This window comes from Amycolatopsis sp. NPDC024027 (assembly GCF_040638975.1).
GTDB lineage: Bacteria > Actinomycetota > Actinomycetes > Mycobacteriales > Pseudonocardiaceae > Amycolatopsis.
This window is the reverse complement of the sequence record NZ_JBEZYY010000003.1, coordinates 223,630-241,121: the sequence shown is the minus strand read 5'-3', so window position 1 is coordinate 241,121 and position 17,492 is coordinate 223,630. Positions and strand designations below refer to the sequence as shown.

18 protein-coding genes and 3 pseudogenes are annotated in these 17,492 nt (G+C 71.7%); 8 read left to right on the top strand and 13 right to left on the bottom strand.

Translation table 11 applies throughout. The features are described 5' to 3' along the window. Window positions 1-9 precede the first annotated feature (9 nt). From AB0F52_RS10395 to AB0F52_RS10375, 5 genes and pseudogenes are all read right to left on the bottom strand, one after another. Window positions 10-1,424, bottom strand: a pseudogene (locus AB0F52_RS10395) (NAD(P)/FAD-dependent oxidoreductase). Window position 1,425: 1 nt separating this feature from the next. Next, the gene (locus AB0F52_RS10390) at window positions 1,426-1,989 is read right to left on the bottom strand and encodes a hypothetical protein (RefSeq protein WP_360167384.1); all 564 of its coding nucleotides are present in this window, start codon (window positions 1,987-1,989) and stop codon (window positions 1,426-1,428) included. Between the two features lie 192 nt (window positions 1,990-2,181). Beyond that, window positions 2,182-2,775: a TetR/AcrR family transcriptional regulator gene (locus AB0F52_RS10385; RefSeq protein WP_360167381.1), complete on the bottom strand. Its 594-nt coding sequence runs from the start codon at window positions 2,773-2,775 to the stop codon at window positions 2,182-2,184. A 246-nt stretch (window positions 2,776-3,021) separates the two neighbouring features. Next, window positions 3,022-3,216 (bottom strand): hypothetical protein, encoded by a 195-nt coding sequence (locus AB0F52_RS10380; protein ID WP_360167378.1) that lies wholly within the window; start codon window positions 3,214-3,216, stop codon window positions 3,022-3,024. Window positions 3,217-3,242: 26 nt separating this feature from the next. Then, entirely contained in the window at window positions 3,243-4,307 is a 1,065-nt protein-coding gene (locus tag AB0F52_RS10375; RefSeq protein ID WP_360167375.1) for an acyl-CoA dehydrogenase family protein, read from the bottom strand. An 89-nt stretch (window positions 4,308-4,396) separates the two neighbouring features. On the opposite strand from AB0F52_RS10375, the gene AB0F52_RS10370 reads away from it, so the two are divergent. Continuing rightward, window positions 4,397-5,299, top strand: coding sequence for an AraC family transcriptional regulator (locus tag AB0F52_RS10370; RefSeq protein ID WP_360167372.1), 903 nt, complete (start codon window positions 4,397-4,399; stop codon window positions 5,297-5,299). Here the strand turns inward: AB0F52_RS10370 and AB0F52_RS10365 are convergent. Then, entirely contained in the window at window positions 5,293-6,003 is a 711-nt protein-coding gene (locus AB0F52_RS10365) for an SDR family oxidoreductase (protein ID WP_360167369.1), read from the bottom strand. The genes AB0F52_RS10370 and AB0F52_RS10365 overlap by 7 nt on opposite strands. 61 nt (window positions 6,004-6,064) lie before the next feature. On the opposite strand from AB0F52_RS10365, the gene AB0F52_RS10360 reads away from it, so the two are divergent. Next, entirely contained in the window at window positions 6,065-6,442 is a 378-nt protein-coding gene (locus AB0F52_RS10360) for a MerR family transcriptional regulator (RefSeq protein WP_360167366.1), read from the top strand. 159 nt (window positions 6,443-6,601) lie between these two features. Next, window positions 6,602-6,790, top strand: a pseudogene (locus AB0F52_RS10355) (LuxR C-terminal-related transcriptional regulator); the annotation flags it as partial. Window positions 6,791-6,805: 15 nt separating this feature from the next. Here the strand turns inward: AB0F52_RS10355 and AB0F52_RS10350 are convergent. The 4 genes from AB0F52_RS10350 to AB0F52_RS10335 all read right to left on the bottom strand — a co-directional run bounded on the left by AB0F52_RS10350 (window position 6,806) and on the right by AB0F52_RS10335 (window position 10,622). Then, a complete protein-coding gene (locus AB0F52_RS10350; protein ID WP_103343110.1) occupies window positions 6,806-7,090 on the bottom strand; it encodes an isoamylase in 285 nt (94 codons plus the stop codon). Window positions 7,091-7,853: 763 nt separating this feature from the next. Continuing rightward, window positions 7,854-8,552 (bottom strand): response regulator transcription factor, encoded by a 699-nt coding sequence (locus AB0F52_RS10345; RefSeq protein WP_360167362.1) that lies wholly within the window; start codon window positions 8,550-8,552, stop codon window positions 7,854-7,856. Then, complete coding sequence (locus tag AB0F52_RS10340) at window positions 8,489-9,619, bottom strand: hypothetical protein (protein WP_360167359.1); 1,131 nt, start codon at window positions 9,617-9,619, stop codon at window positions 8,489-8,491. The genes AB0F52_RS10345 and AB0F52_RS10340 overlap by 64 nt, the downstream gene beginning before the upstream one ends. Further along, window positions 9,612-10,622 (bottom strand): ATP-binding protein, encoded by a 1,011-nt coding sequence (locus AB0F52_RS10335; protein WP_360167356.1) that lies wholly within the window; start codon window positions 10,620-10,622, stop codon window positions 9,612-9,614. The genes AB0F52_RS10340 and AB0F52_RS10335 overlap by 8 nt, the downstream gene beginning before the upstream one ends. A 291-nt stretch (window positions 10,623-10,913) precedes the next feature. On the opposite strand from AB0F52_RS10335, the gene AB0F52_RS10330 reads away from it, so the two are divergent. Beyond that, window positions 10,914-11,219 (top strand): hypothetical protein, encoded by a 306-nt coding sequence (locus AB0F52_RS10330; protein WP_360167353.1) that lies wholly within the window; start codon window positions 10,914-10,916, stop codon window positions 11,217-11,219. Between the two features lie 111 nt (window positions 11,220-11,330). Here AB0F52_RS10330 and AB0F52_RS10325 read toward each other — a convergent pair. Both AB0F52_RS10325 and AB0F52_RS10320 read right to left on the bottom strand, forming a co-directional pair. Next, a pseudogene (locus AB0F52_RS10325) lies at window positions 11,331-11,678 on the bottom strand (MFS transporter); the annotation flags it as partial. A 220-nt stretch (window positions 11,679-11,898) separates the two neighbouring features. Continuing rightward, entirely contained in the window at window positions 11,899-13,491 is a 1,593-nt protein-coding gene (locus AB0F52_RS10320; RefSeq protein WP_360167350.1) for a GAF domain-containing protein, read from the bottom strand. Window positions 13,492-13,637: 146 nt separating this feature from the next. On the opposite strand from AB0F52_RS10320, the gene AB0F52_RS10315 reads away from it, so the two are divergent. Continuing rightward, window positions 13,638-14,540: a hypothetical protein gene (locus AB0F52_RS10315; protein ID WP_360167347.1), complete on the top strand. Its 903-nt coding sequence runs from the start codon at window positions 13,638-13,640 to the stop codon at window positions 14,538-14,540. Here AB0F52_RS10315 and AB0F52_RS10310 read toward each other — a convergent pair. Continuing rightward, complete coding sequence (locus AB0F52_RS10310) at window positions 14,500-15,168, bottom strand: response regulator transcription factor (RefSeq protein ID WP_360168287.1); 669 nt, start codon at window positions 15,166-15,168, stop codon at window positions 14,500-14,502. The two genes, AB0F52_RS10315 and AB0F52_RS10310, sit on opposite strands and share 41 nt — an antisense overlap. Before the next feature lie 104 nt (window positions 15,169-15,272). Here AB0F52_RS10310 and AB0F52_RS10305 point away from each other — a divergent pair, with 104 nt between their 5' ends. The 3 genes from AB0F52_RS10305 to AB0F52_RS10295 all read left to right on the top strand — a co-directional run bounded on the left by AB0F52_RS10305 (window position 15,273) and on the right by AB0F52_RS10295 (window position 17,404). Next, a complete protein-coding gene (locus tag AB0F52_RS10305; protein WP_360167344.1) occupies window positions 15,273-15,947 on the top strand; it encodes a BON domain-containing protein in 675 nt (224 codons plus the stop codon). 38 nt (window positions 15,948-15,985) lie between these two features. After that, window positions 15,986-16,834 carry a slipin family protein gene (locus AB0F52_RS10300; protein WP_360167341.1) on the top strand — a complete coding sequence of 283 codons (849 nt, stop codon included), beginning with the start codon at window positions 15,986-15,988 and terminating at the stop codon, window positions 16,832-16,834. Window positions 16,835-16,921: 87 nt separating this feature from the next. Beyond that, complete coding sequence (locus AB0F52_RS10295; RefSeq protein ID WP_360167338.1) at window positions 16,922-17,404, top strand: GNAT family N-acetyltransferase; 483 nt, start codon at window positions 16,922-16,924, stop codon at window positions 17,402-17,404. Window positions 17,405-17,492 lie beyond the last annotated feature (88 nt).

The following is a 17,492-nucleotide window of genomic DNA, read 5'->3' as shown; positions in this document are numbered from 1 at the left end:
TCGGGCGGGTCAGCGGCCGTAGGCTTCGAGCAGCCGCAGCCACACCTCGCTGACGGTGGGAAAAGCCGGGACCGCGTGCCAGAGCCGGTCCAGCGGGACTTCCCCGACTACCGCGATCGTCGCCGCGTGCAGCATTTCCGCGACGTCCGGGCCGACGAGGGTGAACCCGACGATCACCTTGCGGTCCTCGTCGACGACCATCCGGGCGTGTCCCCGGTAGCCCTCGGCGTGCACGGCGGAGCCGGCGGTGGCGGCCAGGTCGTAGTCGACGACGCGGATCCGCAGCCCGGCGGCCTCGGCCTTGGCCGCGGTGAGGCCCACCGAAGCGATTTCCGGGTCGGTGAAGACGACCTGCGGCACCGCGCGTTCGTCGGCGGTCGCCGCGTGCCGGCCCCACTCGCCGTCGTCGACCGGTTCGCCCTTCGCGCGTGCCACGATGGCGTCGCCCACGGCGCGAGCCTGGTACTTGCCTTGGTGCGTCAGCAGAACACGCCGGTTCACGTCCCCGGCGGCGTAGAGCCAGCCGTCCGCTCCGAGTACCCGCATCGTGCTGTCGACCGTGAGCCAGGCACCCGGCTTCAGGCCGGCGCTCTCCAGCCCGATGTCCTGGGTGTTCGGCGTGCAGCCGATCGCGACGAGCAGTTCGTCGGCGTCGAGCTGCTCGCCGTCGGTGAGCGTGATCGACACCGTGCCGTCTTCGTTGCGCTTGACGGAGCCGGCCTCGGCACCGATGCGGACCGAAACCCCCTTCTCCTCCAGCGACTCCGCGACGCGTTCGCCCACGAACGGCTCGTCGAGGTGCAGCACGCCGTCCCGGGCCAGCATCGTCACCGACGACCCCAGCTCGCTGAACGCGGTCGCCATCTCCGAAGCCACCACCCCGCCGCCGATGACGGCGAGCCGGCCCGGGACCTCCTTCGCCGCGACGGTTTCCCGGCTGGTCCACGGCTCGGCGGCACGGAGGCCTTCGATGTCCGGGACCAGTGCGCTGCTGCCGGTCGCGACGATCACCGCGTGCCGCGCGGTCAGCGTCGTGGTGGTGCCGTCGGCGCCGGTCACCTCGACGACCCGGCTCCGGTGATCCGGCCGTGGCCGCGGTAGAGCGGGATGCCGGCCGACTCGAGCCAGGACACCTGCCCCCCGTCGTTCCAGTGCGAGGCGAAGGAGTCGCGACGCCGGAGCACCGCCGCTACGTCGAGCTCACCGGTCAAGGCTTCCCGCGCGCCGGGCACCTGCCGGGCGGCGCGCAGCGCCGCCCCGCTGCGCAGCAACGCCTTGGTCGGCATGCACGCCCAGTAGGAGCACTCGCCGCCGACCAGTTCCCGCTCGACGATCGCGGCGGTCAGCCCGCCCTGGACGATCCGGTCGGCGGCGTTTTCCCCGACCGGGCCCGCGCCGATGACGACGACGTCGTAGGTGCTCATGTCAGTTCGCCTTGGCGGCGCGGCCGAGCCGGATCGCCGAGACGAGGAAGAAGACGCCGCCGAGCACGGCGTAACCGGCCACATTGGCCAGTGACGGGTTCGCCGCGGAGGCGCCGATGACGAAGCTCGCGCCGGCCAGCACGGAGATGCCACCGCTGAGGATCATCGGCCACTGGCCACCCATCTTGCGGCGCCGGACGCCGACGATCAGCTGGACCACCCCGGCCACGATCGCCCAGGCCCCCCACACCCGCAACACTCCCGCCACACCGGACGCGGACGCGACGCCGATCCCGATGGCCGCGAGCAGGCTGACCGCCATGTTCACGTACAGCGCCGTCACCGACCCGCCGCCCTTCGACGAGCGGGCGTCCACAATGGCCGAGCCCACGTCGAACAGCGGGTACCCGACGGCCAGGACGACGCCGACCGCCCCCAGCCCCGACTTGGTCGTCAGGAACACCAGGACCGCCCACACGATGGCGAACGCGAAGCGCACGAAGTACAGCCGGCGCAGAGCCGGGGCGAACCCACCTACGGCGGGCGAGTCGACAGTAGTCACCATGATCCTCTCCAGGCTGCGGGGAACCTCCCCGACAAGACCGAACGTTCTATCTCACGTCAGCATGGTGGGGTGGCCGCGCACTGTCAAGACAGAACGTTCTTTCCGATTCCTTACGCGCGAGAGAGGACCACCCCGATCGCCCACGGCGGCCGAGGTGTCGGCTCAGTTACCGAGCTCCGACCTGCCGATCCGCTACTTCGAGGCGGAGTCGATGCGGTGCTGCAGGATCCCGTCGACGCCTTGCAGGAACGTGTCGCAGACGCCGGCGGGGTCGGCCAAGCAACCCGAGACCATCGCGCCGTCGCGCAGCATCACGAAGTGCCGTCCCGCGAGTTCCGGCGGTGTGTCGCCGACCTGCGCGAGCAAGTCCGTGACGATGTTCAGGAACCACTCGCGGTGCGCGAGGACGGCTTGGTGCACGGGGTGCGTGGGATCCGGGTATTCCGCGACCGCGTTGAGGAACGCACAGCCGCGGAACCGGGCGGAGCGGATGCCATCGGCGATCGATCCGGCGATGGCCCGCAGCTTGTCCGCGGCCGAAAGGCCGCCGACCAGAACCTTCCCGAACCCTTCGCGCTCCATCTCGTGCACACCCTGCAAATACGCGACGACGAGGTCTTCCTTGCCGGGGAAGTGCCGGTACAGCGTGGCGCGGGTGACCTGCGCCTCCGCGACGATCCGGTCGATCCCCACGGAGTGCAAACCCTCCGCGTAGAAGATCCGGGTGGCCGTCGCGAGCAGCCTCGACCGCGCTTCGGACACCTGGCCTCGAGTGTTGCGCACCATCCGCTCGAGGGTAACAGATAGAACGGTCGGTATCGAACGTGCGCGCCCCTCCCCCGCACGCCAGGCAAGCGACCCGGCCGCGCTCGGGCCGGCCCCGGAGTCGGCACTCGCCCCGACCTCGGGCGGATCCGCACTCGGCTCGACCGGCCGACCACGGACCCGCTGCGGCAGCTCGAGGTCACCGTGCCGGTGCGCTCGCGGCCGGTTTCCTGCACCGCCGGGCGCTCGGTACCGGTTCTCGGCCGGTCAGGGCTCGATCCCCGCGACGCGGAGCCACACCACCCGGCACGTCTCGGAGGCCTGATCGAGCGCTTCGGGAGAAACCACCGACGCGTGGTAGGACGTGCGCTCGATCATCCAGCACACCGCCCCCGCGACGGCCTGTGCGGCGGCGGGCCCGGCGCGGTCCGGGACACCTGCCTTGTCGAGAAAAATCGACACTGTGTCGAGGATGGCGGCCGAACCGGTCACTGATCGGCGGGCGCCAAGGCCGTGCCCAGGTTTTCCACCGCGAGGTACGGGTTGAGGTGCGGGTGCCTGCTGCCGACGGCGACGTCCCGCCAGAACCGCTGCAGCACGTTCGACGTCGCGAAACCACTGGGACCGTGCAGGTCGAGCATCCGCTCGACGGCGGCCCGGCAGTCCCGCCCGGCGCCGGCGAGGGCCATGCGCAGCCGCGGGCCGTCCGCCGGGGACAACTCGGCCGAGCTCGCCTCGCGGGCGACCTCGAGCATCGTCTTCTCGGCGCGGTCCACCAGGTAGCCGGCCTCGGCCAGCCAATGACGGGCCCCCGCCGACTCCCCCATGCGCGAGTAGGCGGTCATGAACGGTTTGCGGTCCGAGGCGAACATCGCGATGACGACGTCGAGCGCCCCCTGGGCGGCACCCACCACCGGACCGAGCACCGTGGTGGCGTACAGCATCGCGTCTCCCAGGGGGAACGGTGACGCCGCCGCGATCCGCGCGGCCGGCACGAGGACGCCGTCGGCGACCAGGGTGTGGCTGCCGGTGCCGCGCATGCCGGCCATGTCCCAGGTCCGCTCGACGACGAGGTCGGCCGTCGGCACCAGCGCGAAGGAGAACTCGCCGTCGACCAGCACCGCGAGCGTGGCCCAGACCGCGTCTTCACAGCCCGAGACGTTCGGCCAGCGGCCGGTGACGCGCACCCCGTCCGGTACCCGCTCGCCCCGCGCGCCGGGCACCCCCGAACCGCAGAAGAGCGCGTCCGGATCGGCGAAGAACTCCGGCGTCGCGGAACCGGGGAAGAAGCGAACGGCAAGGCTCTTGGAGGTGACGCAGGTCCCGGCGATCCACGCGGTGGACGGGCAGGCCCGGCCGAGGCCGGTCAGCCGGCGCGCGATGGTCTCCGCGTCCGCCCATTCCCCGCCGTGCTCCCGCGGTGTCCGCCAGGCGAAGACGCCGTCGTCGCGCAGTGCGGCCAAGCCTTCGCCGGCCGGCCGCTCGTTCTGTTCGACTTTTCCGGCGTGGGCGCGCAGGAGGTCCGTGGTTCCGGCGTTCGCGTATTCGATCACTCCACCGACTCAAGCACCGGGCGCTCCCGGCGTGCCATGCGCCGGCGGCACCGGTTCATACGCGGCTGTGCGCCGGTAGCATCGCCAATATGGACCTGATCAGCGAGGTGATCCGCACCGTGCGGGTCGGAAGCGCCGGCGCTCGCGTGATCAAGCAGCCTTCGGCGGGCCTCAGGTTCGCCGCGTTCGACGGCAGCGGGTTCCACATCATCACGCGCGGCACCTGCTGGCTGATCGGCCACGACGAGCCCGTTGCCCTGCGCCCGGGCGACATCGTGCTCACCTCGTCCGGCGCCGAGCACGGGCTCAGCCAGGAACCCCGCGCGCTGGCGGACATCCCGCTGTTCGAGCTGGGCGCGCCTCCGCCGGCCCCGGAGCCCGCGGCCTTCGAGTTCCTGTGCGGGGCCTACCGGCTCGACCACGGCCACGCGCCCCAGTACCTGCGCGCGCTGCCCGACCTCATCGCGCTGTCGCCGGACTACGACCGCCACCCGGAGCTGCGCTCCCTGATCGACCTCCTCCTCACCGACGTCTCGGCGGCCCGGCCGGGCTCCGGCGCGACGCGGCGGGCGCTGCTGGACCTGGTCCTCGTCCAGGTCCTCCGCCAGTGGCACGAGCGGGACACCGCCGCCGGGTGGCCGGAGGTCGCCCACCCGGGGATCGCGGCCGCGCTGCGCGAGATCCACGAAAACCCGCACCGGCCGTGGACGGTGGGCCGGCTGAGCGAGGTCGCGGAGATGCCCCGCACCGCATTTTCCCGGCTGTTCACCACCGCGGTGGGCCGGCCGCCGATGAGCTACCTGACCGGCTGGCGGCTCGGCCAGGCCGCCCGGCTGCTCCGGGAAACCGACGCCGCACTGGCGACCATCGCCCCGCGGGTCGGGTACTCGACCGAGTTCGCTTTCTCGGCGGCTTTCCGCCGCGAGTACGGCGTCTCGCCGGGACGCTTCCGCAGTGCACCGCCCACCCTCACCGCCGCCGACGTTCACTGATCGTCCAGGAGCTGCGCGAGCTGCCTGTCGAACTCCCGCGGGTCCTTGCTCAGCGACGCCTTGACCAGCTGCGTGAACTCGTCGACCACGACCTCGGCTTCACCGGCCGCCACACCGTCGAGCGTGCGGCGGGCGACCTCGGCCGGGTCCATCTTGGGCACGTCGAGGTCCTTCACCATGTCGGTGTCGGCCGCCCCGAGGTGCACCGAGGTGACGAGGGTTCCTTGGCCGGCCAGTTCCTGGCGCAGCGCGTTGCTCATGCTCCAGACGGCGGCCTTGGACACCGCGTAGGCGCTGCTGCCGGGGAAGACGAACCAGGACGCCGAGGAGGCGATGTTCACGATCGCGCCGCCGCCGTTCGCCGCGAGGACCGGCGCGAAGGCGCGGACCATCGACAGCGTGCCCCAGAAGTTCACGTCCAGCGCGGCGCGGACCGCACGCAGGTCGCCGAGCAAGGCGCCGCCGCCGATCCCGGCGTTGTTGACGAGCAGGTCGACGTCGCCGGCCACCCGGGCCGCGGCGGCGACGGCGTCCGGATCGGCGATGTCGAGGGCGAGGACCTCGACGCCGTCGAGATCGACGGCTTCGGGACGGCGAGCGGTCGCGTAGACCTTGGCGCCGCGCTCGGCGAGCTGGGCGGCGAGGTGGCGGCCGATGCCGCGGTTGGCTCCGGTGACGAGCGCGGTGGCTCCGTGGATGTCCATGCACCGTACGCTAGAACCTGACGTCAGCGTGAGGATCAAGCCCGGAATGCGCGGAGGTGCCATGCGGATCGGAGAGGTGGCCGAACGTGCGGGGGTCAGCGTCCGTGCGCTGAGGTATTACGAAGAGCAGGGTCTCGTGCTCGCCGGCCGCGGTGCGGGCGGCCACCGGCAGTACCCCGAGTCCGCCGTGGAGCGGGTGAAGTTCATCCAGCTCCTCTACGCGGCCGGGCTGACGAGCAAGGCGATCCTCCCGATCCTGCCCTTCCTCGAGACCCTCGTCACGACCCCGCGGATGGCCCGCCTCCTCGAAGACGAGCGCGACCGGCTGCGCGTCCGGATCGGCGACCTGACGAGGGCGCACGACCGGCTCGAGGAGCTGATCCGCCTCGCCGCCGAGTACCGGGATTCTCCCGCGACGTGCTCGGCGAGCGCGGGGTAGCTTCTCCGCGGCGTCCGTACCCTCCGGCGGCAGGAGGATCCGGATCCTCAGCCCCGCGTCGGGCAGCACGAGCAGCCGGCACCGCAAGCGGATGATCCCCACCGCGGGGTGGTGAACGTGCTTGAGGTCGGCGTGCCGGACGGCCGGGCACTGGCCATCCTGTCACCCCGGGAGCGCGAGGTGCTGCGGTTGATCGCGGCCGGCCTGGCGGACACGGAGATCGCCGAGGAGCTGGGGCTCGGCTTCGAAACGGTTTCCGGCATCCTGACCAAACCGGACCTGCGGGACCGGGTCCAAGCGGTCGTGTTCGCGTACCGGACCGGCTTCGCCACAAGTGCCGAGTCGTGATCCCGCAGGCGGCTTCTACGCCGGCGGGTCGGCGATCCGGCCGAGCACGTCCGGGTCGTCGGGGTCGTCGAACCAATAGCCGTTTTCCCCGAGGTAGCGGAACTGGACGGCGACGCCGGCGGCTACCTCGACACTGACGGAGCGGCGTCCGATGGTGCGGGGTTGCAGGTGGTGCTGGCCGGGAGTCCAGTCGTTGAACGAACCCACCACGCTGACGCGGCCGGGCGGCTCGTCGGTGGGCAAGCTGAAGACGATGCGCTTCGCGCCGCTTCCGTCGCGGCCTCGGCAGATCTTGATCACTCCGCGGTAGCCCTCTCAGTGTGTCTGTCGGAGTCCGGGCGCTCAACGCTGAGCGCATCCATGATGCCATCCCGTCGTCGCCGATCACCGCCGCCGACACCGTGATCACTCGATCGAACGTCCACCGCCGCGACGCGGTGTCACCTCGCCTGCGAGTGGTCCGCCGCGTGCGCTGCTGCCGACATCCGGACGGGTGAACCCCACCTCCCTCGGCCCAGCCGTCCCGCTCCGGCCGCCGCTGTCCCGCGACGATGGTCCCGCTGCACCGTCTTCACCCCGCACCGCGAGGGCGGCCAGCCAGGTCGCCCCCTCGATCGCCCCGGATCCCTCCAGTGCCACGGTCAGCTCAGGTCGACCAGGTACGCCTGGAGGCCCGCGCCGGCCTGGCGGAAGCGCTCGCGCCCCGGGCCGAACGCGAAACCCACCCACCGGACCGCGAGGCGATCAGCCGGCAAATCGCCCCCCTTCTGCCAGGCCGCCGTCGCCGCGCCACGGCCCTCGGCGCCGTCCCGGATCGGGCTACTGCCATTCGCTACCCGCTACAGAACAACGTCTCCCGAAGGGACCGTGGTCGCGGCGTTCACCGGACGTGCGTTTCCATCTCGCCTCCATTCCATGCGCTGGAATCGACCTCGACGCTACAATCGGGATCGCCCGCGGTCATGACGGCCGAGCGGGGGTCAAGACGGTCTCAGCGAACGACAAGCCCAGAGCGCGACCTCGACGGAAGTCCTGCCACGGCGCCCAGTCTTCGACCGGCTGGTCAGCTCTCGGATCGGTTGGCCATCGAACGGTATTCACCGATTTCGTCGGCCCGGATGAGACCGTCCTGGATCGCCCGCGCGAGAAGAGCGTCCTTCGTCGTCGCACGCCGGCCGACAGCGGCGTACTTGGTCCTGGCTCGGTCGATGTACTGCTTGACGGTGGCTTCGCTGATCCCCATCCGCCGGCCGACGGATGCCTTCGACATCCCCTGGAACCAGTACTTGAGTGCGGCGATCTCCTGTTTGGACAGAGCAGGGCGGACCGGCCGGTCGTCGGCGATCATCGCGCCCGCGCTGGAGGGCGTCACATAGGGACGGTCAGCGGCCACAGCCACGATCGTCTCCACACAGTGCTCGCGGCTCTCGTCCTTCTCCAGGAACTCCGCGCCCGCGTCAAGGACGGCCAGGACGTTTTCGGGCTCGGAGTGTGCGGAGAACACCACCACGCGACGCCCGGCACCGGTCAGCTCCGCGATCCGGTCGACGATGAGCGTGCCGCGCAGGTTGAGGTCGACCAGCAGGACGTCGGAGTTGCCGCCGGGGCCACGGAGGACCTCGTCGACGTCAGCTCCGCTGGCCACCACGCGCACTCGCCGTCCGGGGTCGCGGTCGACCCAGGCCCGAACCCCGTCGATCACGACCTCGTGGTCTTCGATGATGGCAACGGTGATCTGCCGGTCCAGCTGGTTTGCACCCACAACGACTCCCCCTCCCGTTGGCACTCCACCCGGACCTGCCCGGCCGCCGTCGGTGCCAGAGAAATATCGGCATCGGCGATGACGCTCACTTGAACTGCTCCCCCGTCGCCCAAGATCGTGACCCTGGCGTGGGTGCGCGCCGAGCCCAGCACCTCGACCACCGGCTCGATCAGGTCCCGCCGAGCCTGCACCGGCACCGGTGGCATCTCACCGGACACGCTCATCCGCACCGGCACACCCCGGCTCTCGGCCACGTCGAGGCACGCGCGCACCTCGTGCAGCAGCGGATCGGGCACGTCGTCGGCCTCCAGGAACAGCCGGCGGAGCCGAGCCGCTTCGATCGCACACTGGCGCTGCACGGCCGGGTCGACCGGGTCGCTGGTCCCGTCGGCCAGACCCGCCAGGGCCACCGCGGCGGTGCGCTGCAGGAATTCGTGCCGCTGCAAGCGAGCGGCGTGCGCCTGTTCGGCGGCCATGCGCCGCGTTTCCACTTCGGCCCGCGCCGTGGCCGCGCCGACCGCGCCATCGACGATCCGGCTCTGGGTGCGCACGCCGTACGCCAGCGCGATCTGCAGCGCGGCCGATCCGGCCAGGCTCGTCAGCACGAACGCGACGTCCTGGAGGCTGGGCTCCGCCAGCAGGACCATGGCGATCGTGGAGGCGGCGCCGTTGCCGATCAGCACCGCGGCCAGCGGCGCGGCCGAGCGTCCCCAGCTGGCCAGGACGCCAAGCCAGCCGACCGCTCCGAACGCCCAGTTTTCGAAGCCGATCACCCGGCCGTCCGCGTTGACCACGACCACCACGCTGATGGTCAGGGTCAACACCACCCCCAGCCACGGCCGGCGCACCACCCCGTCGCGGAGCAGCTGGACCGCGGCGGCCACGATCAGCGCCGTGAACAACGCCCACATCAGGGGCGAGACCCAGATCCACCGGAAGTCCGGCCACTTCAGCAGCACTGCGGCGGTGTCGAAACCGCCGTGCCACAGCCCCGCCATGCACACAGTCGCGATGATGGTCCCCCGCTGGTACCGGGCGGCGAGGGACGAGCTCGAGTCGTCAGCCATCGGTCCGCCACCTGAGCGTGACCACGGTCCCGTGCCCCGGGCACGAGTCGACAACGGCGTCGCCCCCGATCGCGGCCAACCGGCCCACCACGGCTTCGCGCACACCGTACTTGTGCGCCGGCACCCTCGACTGATCGAAGCCCCGGCCGGCGTCGGACACCGTCACCACGATCTCGCCGGTCCCCTCCGTCAGCACCAGCGACGCGTGCTCGACGCCGGCGTACTTGCGCGCGTTGACCAGCGCCGCGCCCGCGGCCCAGGCGAAGGCGTCGGCGACGTCCGCCGGGGCCTCGCAGGCGGCGAGATCCATCCGCACCCCCGTCGACCAGCCCGCGCGGGCCGGTGCGTCCTGCAGCAGACGATCGAGCCGCACCGGCCCGTGACCAGTGCCGTCGACTTCGCGAAGGGCCGACACCACCTCCAGGTCGGCACGAGCTTGAGCGCGCAACCGGGCCGAGGAGGAGGTGATGGCACCGGACCCGACCATCGTCAGGGTGGCCAGCACGGTGTCGTGCAGCCGCCGGTCGGCTTCGCGCTGTTCGGCCCGGCGGAGCTGGTCGACACGGGCGCGGGCGCGGCTGTCGTGGAAGTCGGCCAGTTCTGTGTCGGCCGCGCGCCCGACTCGCCGCAGAAGGGCCATCAGGACCAGGCCGCACAGGTTCTGCAGCAAGTACACCCCGGCCTGCGCGATTCCGGCCCCCGGCACCGCCGCGAGCACCTGGCCGCTGACGTAGGCCGCGATGACCACCATTCCGCCCGCGATTCCGACGGCGGGCCGCACGCCGATGTGGCCGTAGATGACGCGCACACCGATGAGGACCGCGATCCAGGAAACACCCGTCGGCAGGGCCTCCGGCGACACCAGCTGACCCTGCAGCAGGCAGAGCCCCACGACCTCGGCCAGGTCGATCGCCATCAGCCAGGTGGTGATTCTCCGGCGCACGGCGCGCCGAACGAAGAACAACGACCAGATGAGGTTCACCGTCGCGGCGACCAGGGTCATAGCCACGATCGGCGTCCGATCCGCATCGAGTACGCCGGCGAAGGCGCCGGTTACCCCGAGCGAACCGCGCACGATGGCCGCGCACCGGAACAGCACCCGGTTCATCGCACGGCTGGCATCGCCCTCCCCCGTCGTGCGCCCTCCGCCCACCGGCACCTCCGCCTCGAACAAGAGGCTAATCGCCGTGGCGGGGATGTGAAGACAGCCATTCGGCTGTCATGACGACGCAGGACACCCGCCCCATGCTCGGCACGACCGGCACCAACGCCGGAACACACGGAAGGCGAAACAGTGCGCAGCAAAATCAGATCGGTACTGACAGCCGCCGCGGTGGTGGCGGCCGCCCCTCTCGCGAGTACCGGCGTCGCCCAAGCAGGCGTCGTCGGCGGCATCAGCGTGGAACAGTTCTGCCAGGGCTGGTACGGCCCGTCCTGGCACGCGGTCGTCCGGATCAACAACATCAACGGGTGGCGCTGCACTTCGGGCGGCACCGACAAAACCGTCAACTTCACCACCGCCTGCGCCCAGCAGCGTTCGACGCCGTACTGGGGATACAACGACTACTACAACCCTTACACCATCTTCTGCTATACGTGACTCACTCTTGCACGCACTCGGAACGACCGCCGCCGAGCAGGGAAGCCGAACCACCAAAGGCCCTTGGTTCGATCTTCCCTCTGTCGCAAGAGGAATGATCGACCAAGGGCGTCACTCAGGATCGACTAGGGTCTCGCCCCGGCCACGGCCTGACCGGCTGTCCGAGCCCGACGCGACCGGAACGACCCGCGAACCGAGGCAGAACGCCGCCAAGGCCGCGAGTCCGTAGCCGGCGGCGAAGATCACGAACATCGTATGGATGTCGCCCGACTCCGCCAGCGCGCCGACAAGCAACGGTGCGGAGAGGCTGGCGAGGCGTCCCGCGCCGTTGGCCGCGCCCACGCCGGTGGCCCGCAACCGGACCGGGTAGAGATCGGGGGTGAACGGGACGATCCCGCTGAAGCCGCCGTCCTGGCAGCAGGACAGCAGGGAGCCGGTCACCACCAGGAGCACGGTTCCCGGCCAGCGTGCCGAACCACAGCACCACGCCCGCGGCCCCGGCGGCCATCAGGATGATCACCGGACGCGGGCCGAACCGGCCCGCCACCGGCAGCATCACCGCCCGGCCTGCGATGGCCGCAAGCTGGAACCGCTGAATTTCACGACCGACCTGCGGCTCGAGTGCCCCTGAGCGGGCGACCCGGTCGGGGACGCCCGCAGACCGCCGGGTCCACCGGCGTCAGGGCACCGGAACCGTCCACACCAGACAGGTCCCGCCGCCGGCCGGGCGGTCGAGCCGCAGCGATCCGCCCGCCTCCGCGGCGCGTTGCTCGAGGTTGCGGAGGCCGCTGCGGGCCACGGCTTCCGGCATCCCGATCCCCGTGTCCGACACCTCGACCACCAGGTCGCCGTCCAGGGACACCGTGACCGCCAGTTCGGCCGCCCTCGCGTGCCGCAGGACGTTGGTGACCGCCTCGCGGACGACGGCCTCGGCGTGCTCGGCCAGTCCGGCCGGCACCCGGTCGAACGCACCCGACAGCCGCACCGTCGTGCGGATCGCGGAGTCGGCGGTCGTGTCGGTGATCGCGTTCTGCAGGCGCGCCCGCAGGGCCCGGCCGGCTCCCGGCTGCGCGTGCAGGGCGAAGATCGCGCTGCGGATCTCCTCGATGACGTCCTGGAGCTGGTCGATGTGCTGGACGAGCCGGCTGGTGACCGCGGGCGAATCGGACCGGCGGCGGGTGCCCTCGATCCCCAGGCCCACCGCGAACAGCCGCTGGATGACGTGGTCGTGCAGGTCGCGGGCGATCCGGTCGCGGTCCACCACGACGTCCAGCTCGCGGCGGGCGGCCTGGCTTTCGGCGTCCCGCAGCGCCAGCGCGGCCTGGTCGGCGAAGGCCGACACGAGCTGCAGCTCGTGCTCGCCGAACCGCGCCGCCCCGCGGCCGCGGATCGCCAGGAGCACCGCCGCGCCGGACCGCGAGCCGGACCGCAACCGCACCACCAGCGCCGGCCCGAGGTCCACGCCCAGACCGGCGGTCAGGTCGAACGCCAGGCTCGGCACGCTGCGCGGCACGTGGTCGCGCAGTACCGCACCGGCGGTCGAGCCGTCGAGCGGGATCCGGCGGCCGGCCAGCACGTCGGCGTCGGGGCCGGCGCACACCGTGACGACCAGTGGCCCACCTGGCGACTCGGGCAACGCGATGAGCGCGTCATCGGCGCCGGTGAGCTCGGCGGCCCGGGTCGCGATCAGACGCAGCACCTCGTGGACGTCCGTGCCGCCCAAGAGCTCGGCCGAGATCTCCCCGGTGGCTTCCAGCCACCGTTGCCTGCTCCGGCTCTCCTCGTAGAGCCGCGCGTTGTCGACGGCGATCCCCGCCGCCGCCGCCAGCGCCACGGTCGCCCGCTCGTCGTCGGTGGTGAACGGCTGCTCGCGGCCGAGGTACAGCCGGCCGAGGATCTCGCCCCGCACCAGCAGCGGGACGCCGAGGAACGCCCGCATCGGTGGATGACCCGGCGGGAACTCACCGGTCACCAGGTGGGCCAGGCGCACCGGCGCCCGGCCGGTCACCAGTGTGCCGAGCAACCCGTGGCCGTCCGGTGGCGGGCCCAGCCGCTCCCGGGTGGCGTCGTCGACGCCGGTCACGGCGAACGCGGTCGTCCGGCCGTCCTCGTCGAGCAGGGCCAGCGCGCCGTACCGGGCACCGACCAGGCCGGCCGCGGCGGTGACGATCCGGTGCAGCGTCGTCTCGAGCTCCAGACCGGCGGAAAAGGCGAGGACCGCCGCCGGCAGCGCGTCCATCCGGTCCCGGCCCGACGTCGTTTCCTCGGGCATGTCACCACTGTGACACAGCGGTCCCGATCCGGGTCCGCAACCGACGACCTTCGCCCGGAGGCGGGGGCCGTTCGGCACTGGGCGGAGCCCGCGGCGCGGGCGGACGGTGAAAGCGCATCCAGTAATCCAGGAGTTCGGAGCCGTCCATGAAGACCGGTGTCATGCCCGTCGGCCATCTCAGCGCAAGCCAGGTGCACGCCGTCCTCCTCGCGGCCACGGCTCCCCCGCCGCTGCGGTCCGCCCGGCCGTGGCGGTTCCAGTGCACCCCGGATTCCGTCGAGCTGTACGCGGATCCGCTCACCACCGGCACCGACAGCGAGCAGCGGGAACGAATGCTGGACTGCGGCGCGGCGCTGCTCAACCTCCGGCTGGCGATCAAGGCGCAGGGCAGCCACGCCGACGTCCGGCTGTTCCCCACGGCGGGGCGGCCCGACCTGCTCGCCGTCGTGCAGCCGCACGGCTACGAGACGATCGCCCCGCACGACGGGGAACTCGTGGCGGCCATCGCCGGCCGGGAGAGCAACCGGCGTCCGTTCACCGCCGCCGTCGTGCCCGACGCGGTGCAGCGGCAGCTCCGGCGGGCGGCCGAAGTGGAACGCGCCTGGCTGGCCACCATCACCGCCGACCAGGTGCCGCAGCTGCGCGACATCATGCGCCGCACGGAAGCCCCGCCGGCGGCACCGGGACCCGGCGGCGGGACCGACCTCGACGTCGAACCCGGCCGGCTGGTCGTGGTCATCGGCTCACTGCACGACAGTGCCCTGGGCCGGCTCCAGGCCGGCCAGGCCATGCAGCGGGTGCTGCTGACGGCCGCCGCGGCCGGGATCTCGGCGGCGCTCTCCTCTCAGGCGATGGCGCTGCCGGCGGCCCGGCGTGAACTGCGGCAGCTGCTCGGTGGCGGGGTCTGGCCCCAGATCATGCTGCGCCTCGGCCACGGCACCGCGGTGCCGTCGTCGCCACGGACACCGCTCGAGGACGTCGTGATCAGCGACGAGCACCCCTTCGCCGCTAGCCGCCCGGGCGGCGCTCGGCGTCGTGGATCCCGGTGACCAGCACCGCGGCCTGGGACCGCCGTTCCAGGCCGAGCTTCGCCAGCAGGCGGGACACGTAGTTCTTGACGGTCTTCTCCGCGAGGAACATCCGCTCGGCGATCTGCCGGTTCGTCAGGCTTTCCCCGAGCAGGTCCAGCAGGACGAGCTCCTGCTCGCTCAGCCCCGCCAGTGGGCCGGGTTTCCCGGTCTTCGCCCGCAGCTCGGCCACCAGCGCGGCGACCGCCCGGGCGTCCAGCAGGGTCTCGCCGGACCCCACCCGGCGGATGGCGTCGACCAGCTGCAACCCCTTCACGTCCTTGATGACGTACCCCTCGGCACCGGCCAGGACCGCTTCGACCATCGAATCCTCGTCGGTGAAGGAGGTCAGCATCAGGCACCGCAGGCCGGGGAGCGCCCCGCGCAGGCCGCGGCACAGCTCCACGCCGTTCCCGTCGGGCAGCCGCACGTCGAGCACCGCCACGTCCGGGCGCAGTGCGGGGATCCTGGCCATGGCCTCGGCGACCGAGGACGCCTGCCCGACGACGGTCAGGTCGGGTTCGTCGTCGACGAGTTCGGCGACTCCGCGCCGCACGAGTTCGTGGTCGTCGACCAGGAAGACCGTGATGACGGGGAGGTCGTGCTGCATGCGGTCGTCCACGGCCTCAGGCTACGCCCGCCCGCGCCGAACGACCCCGCGAAAAAGGTCCGGCGGCACTGGGCCGCGCAACGCGGAGGGACCACGCTGAAGGGATGACAGAGATCCAGCACAGGCCCGATCATCACCTCAAGACCGCTGTCACCGATGAACTCGCCTGGACCCCCAGCGTGAACGCCGAAGGGATCGGCGTGACCGTCTCAGGCGGGGTCGCGACGCTGTCCGGGCACGTCGGCACCTACCCCGAGAAGGAAGAGGCGCTGCGCGCCGCGACCCGGGTCCAGGGCGTGACCACGACCGTGGACAAGATCATCGTCCGGCACGGCCACGACGTTCCGGCGGACGCGGATCTCGCCCGGGACGCCATGACCGTGTTCGACCGTCACACCGTCCTCGTGCCGAAGGACTCGGTGCAGGTCGACGTGCGCGACCGGGTGATCACCCTGCGCGGCTCGGTGGACTGGCACCACCAGCGCGAAGCCGCCCGCCGGGCGGTGGCCGTGCTCCCCGGCATCAGCGGCGTGCGGAACCTGATCACGCTGCGACGTTCTCCGGGAGCCACCCCGGCCGACACCAAGGCGCAGATCATCGCGGCGCTCGCCCGGCACGCGCCGGGGTTCGCGCAGCACGTCGAGGTCGGCATCGACGACGGCCAGGTCACCTTGACCGGTCAGGTCCTCACCTCGGCCGAACGCCGTTCGGCCGAGCAGACCGCGTGGTTCGCCCCCGGCGTGACCGCGGTCGACAACCAGGTGAAGCTCTCGGGCTGAGCCTCTTCCCCGGCGCAAGTCGTGAAGTCTGGAGCACCATGAACGTTCTCGTGATCATCGTCATCGCCGCCGCGCTGCTGCTCCTGCTGGCTTCCGCGGTGCGGATCGTCAAGCAGTACGAACAGGGGGTCCTGTTCCGGCTCGGCCGGGTGATCGGCGTGCGCGAGCCGGGGTTGCGGCTGATCATCCCGGTCGTCGACGTCCTGCGCCGGGTGCCGTTGCGGATCATCACGATGCCGATCCAGTCCCAGGGCATCATCACGCGTGACAACGTGAGCGTCGACGTGTCCGCGGTGGCCTACTTCCGGGTGCGGGACGCCGTGAAGTCGGTTGTGGCGATCGAGAACGTCTACGCCGCGATCGACCAGATCGCCCAGACGACGCTGCGGAAGGTCGTCGGGCAGCACACGCTGGACGAGACGCTGTCCGAGACCGACAGCATCAACGTCGACATCCGCCGGATCCTGGACGTCACCACGCTCGACTGGGGCGTGGAAGTGACTTTGGTGGAGCTGAAGGACATCCAGCTGCCCGACACGATGAAGCGGGCGATGGCCCGCCAGGCCGAAGCGGAACGCGAGAAGCGCGCCAAGATCATCAGCGCCGAGGGCGAATCCCTCGCCGCCGCCGCACTCGGCGACGCGTCGGACACGATGATGGCGCACCCGCTCGCGCTGCAGCTGCGCAACCTCCAGAGCCTGGTGGAGATCGGCGTGGACAAGAACACCACCGTCGTGTTCCCCGCCCCGCTGATGAGCACCATCGGCGAGCTGGGCTCGTTCCTGGCCCGCGAGAGCGCCGCCGCGACCCGGCCGGAACCGGCCGCCACGGCCCCGATCGTGCCGCCGAAAGCGGCCGTGAACGGGACCCGGACCGAAGAGCACTGACCCGCGGCCCCGGACTCCGCAGTGTTCTGTGCGAAAAGGACAGAGCACTGCGGACCCGGTGGTCGTCGACACCGTGAGGAGCACGCCATGTCCACCGCCACCCCACCGGCACGAGTCCTGCTCCCGGACGGCGAAGTCGCCTGGGTGCGCGAGCTGGAAGCTCGCGACGCCGCCGCGGTCCTCGCGCTGCGGGCCCGGCTCTCCGGGCGGCACGACCGGCACCTGCGGTTCTTCGGTCTCGGCGTGGCCGGGCTGGCCGAGCTTTCGACGCAGCTGTCCCACAGCTCCGGCGTCGGGCACACGGCGGTGGGGTGCTTCCTGCACTCCCGGCTGGCCGGCGTCGCCCGCTACGACATCCTCGCCGACCCGGCCGAAGCGGCGGTCGCGCTGGTGGTCGACGGCCACGGCCCGACGCTCGGCGTGGCGGCCCTGCTGCTCGAACAGCTCGTCGTCTCGGCGGAACACGAAGGGGTGCGGATGTTCGTCGCCGACGTGGACGAGGGAAACGCGAAGATGCTCGGCGTTTTCGCGGCACTGGGCATCCCGTTCCGGCCCGGCCTGCCGGGCTAGGCCCCGCGGTGTCGCGCGGGGCGCCGAACCCGAGGCCGTCTTCGCCTACAAAGAACACATCGCCAGAGGCGCCAGGCGCCCCCGCGCC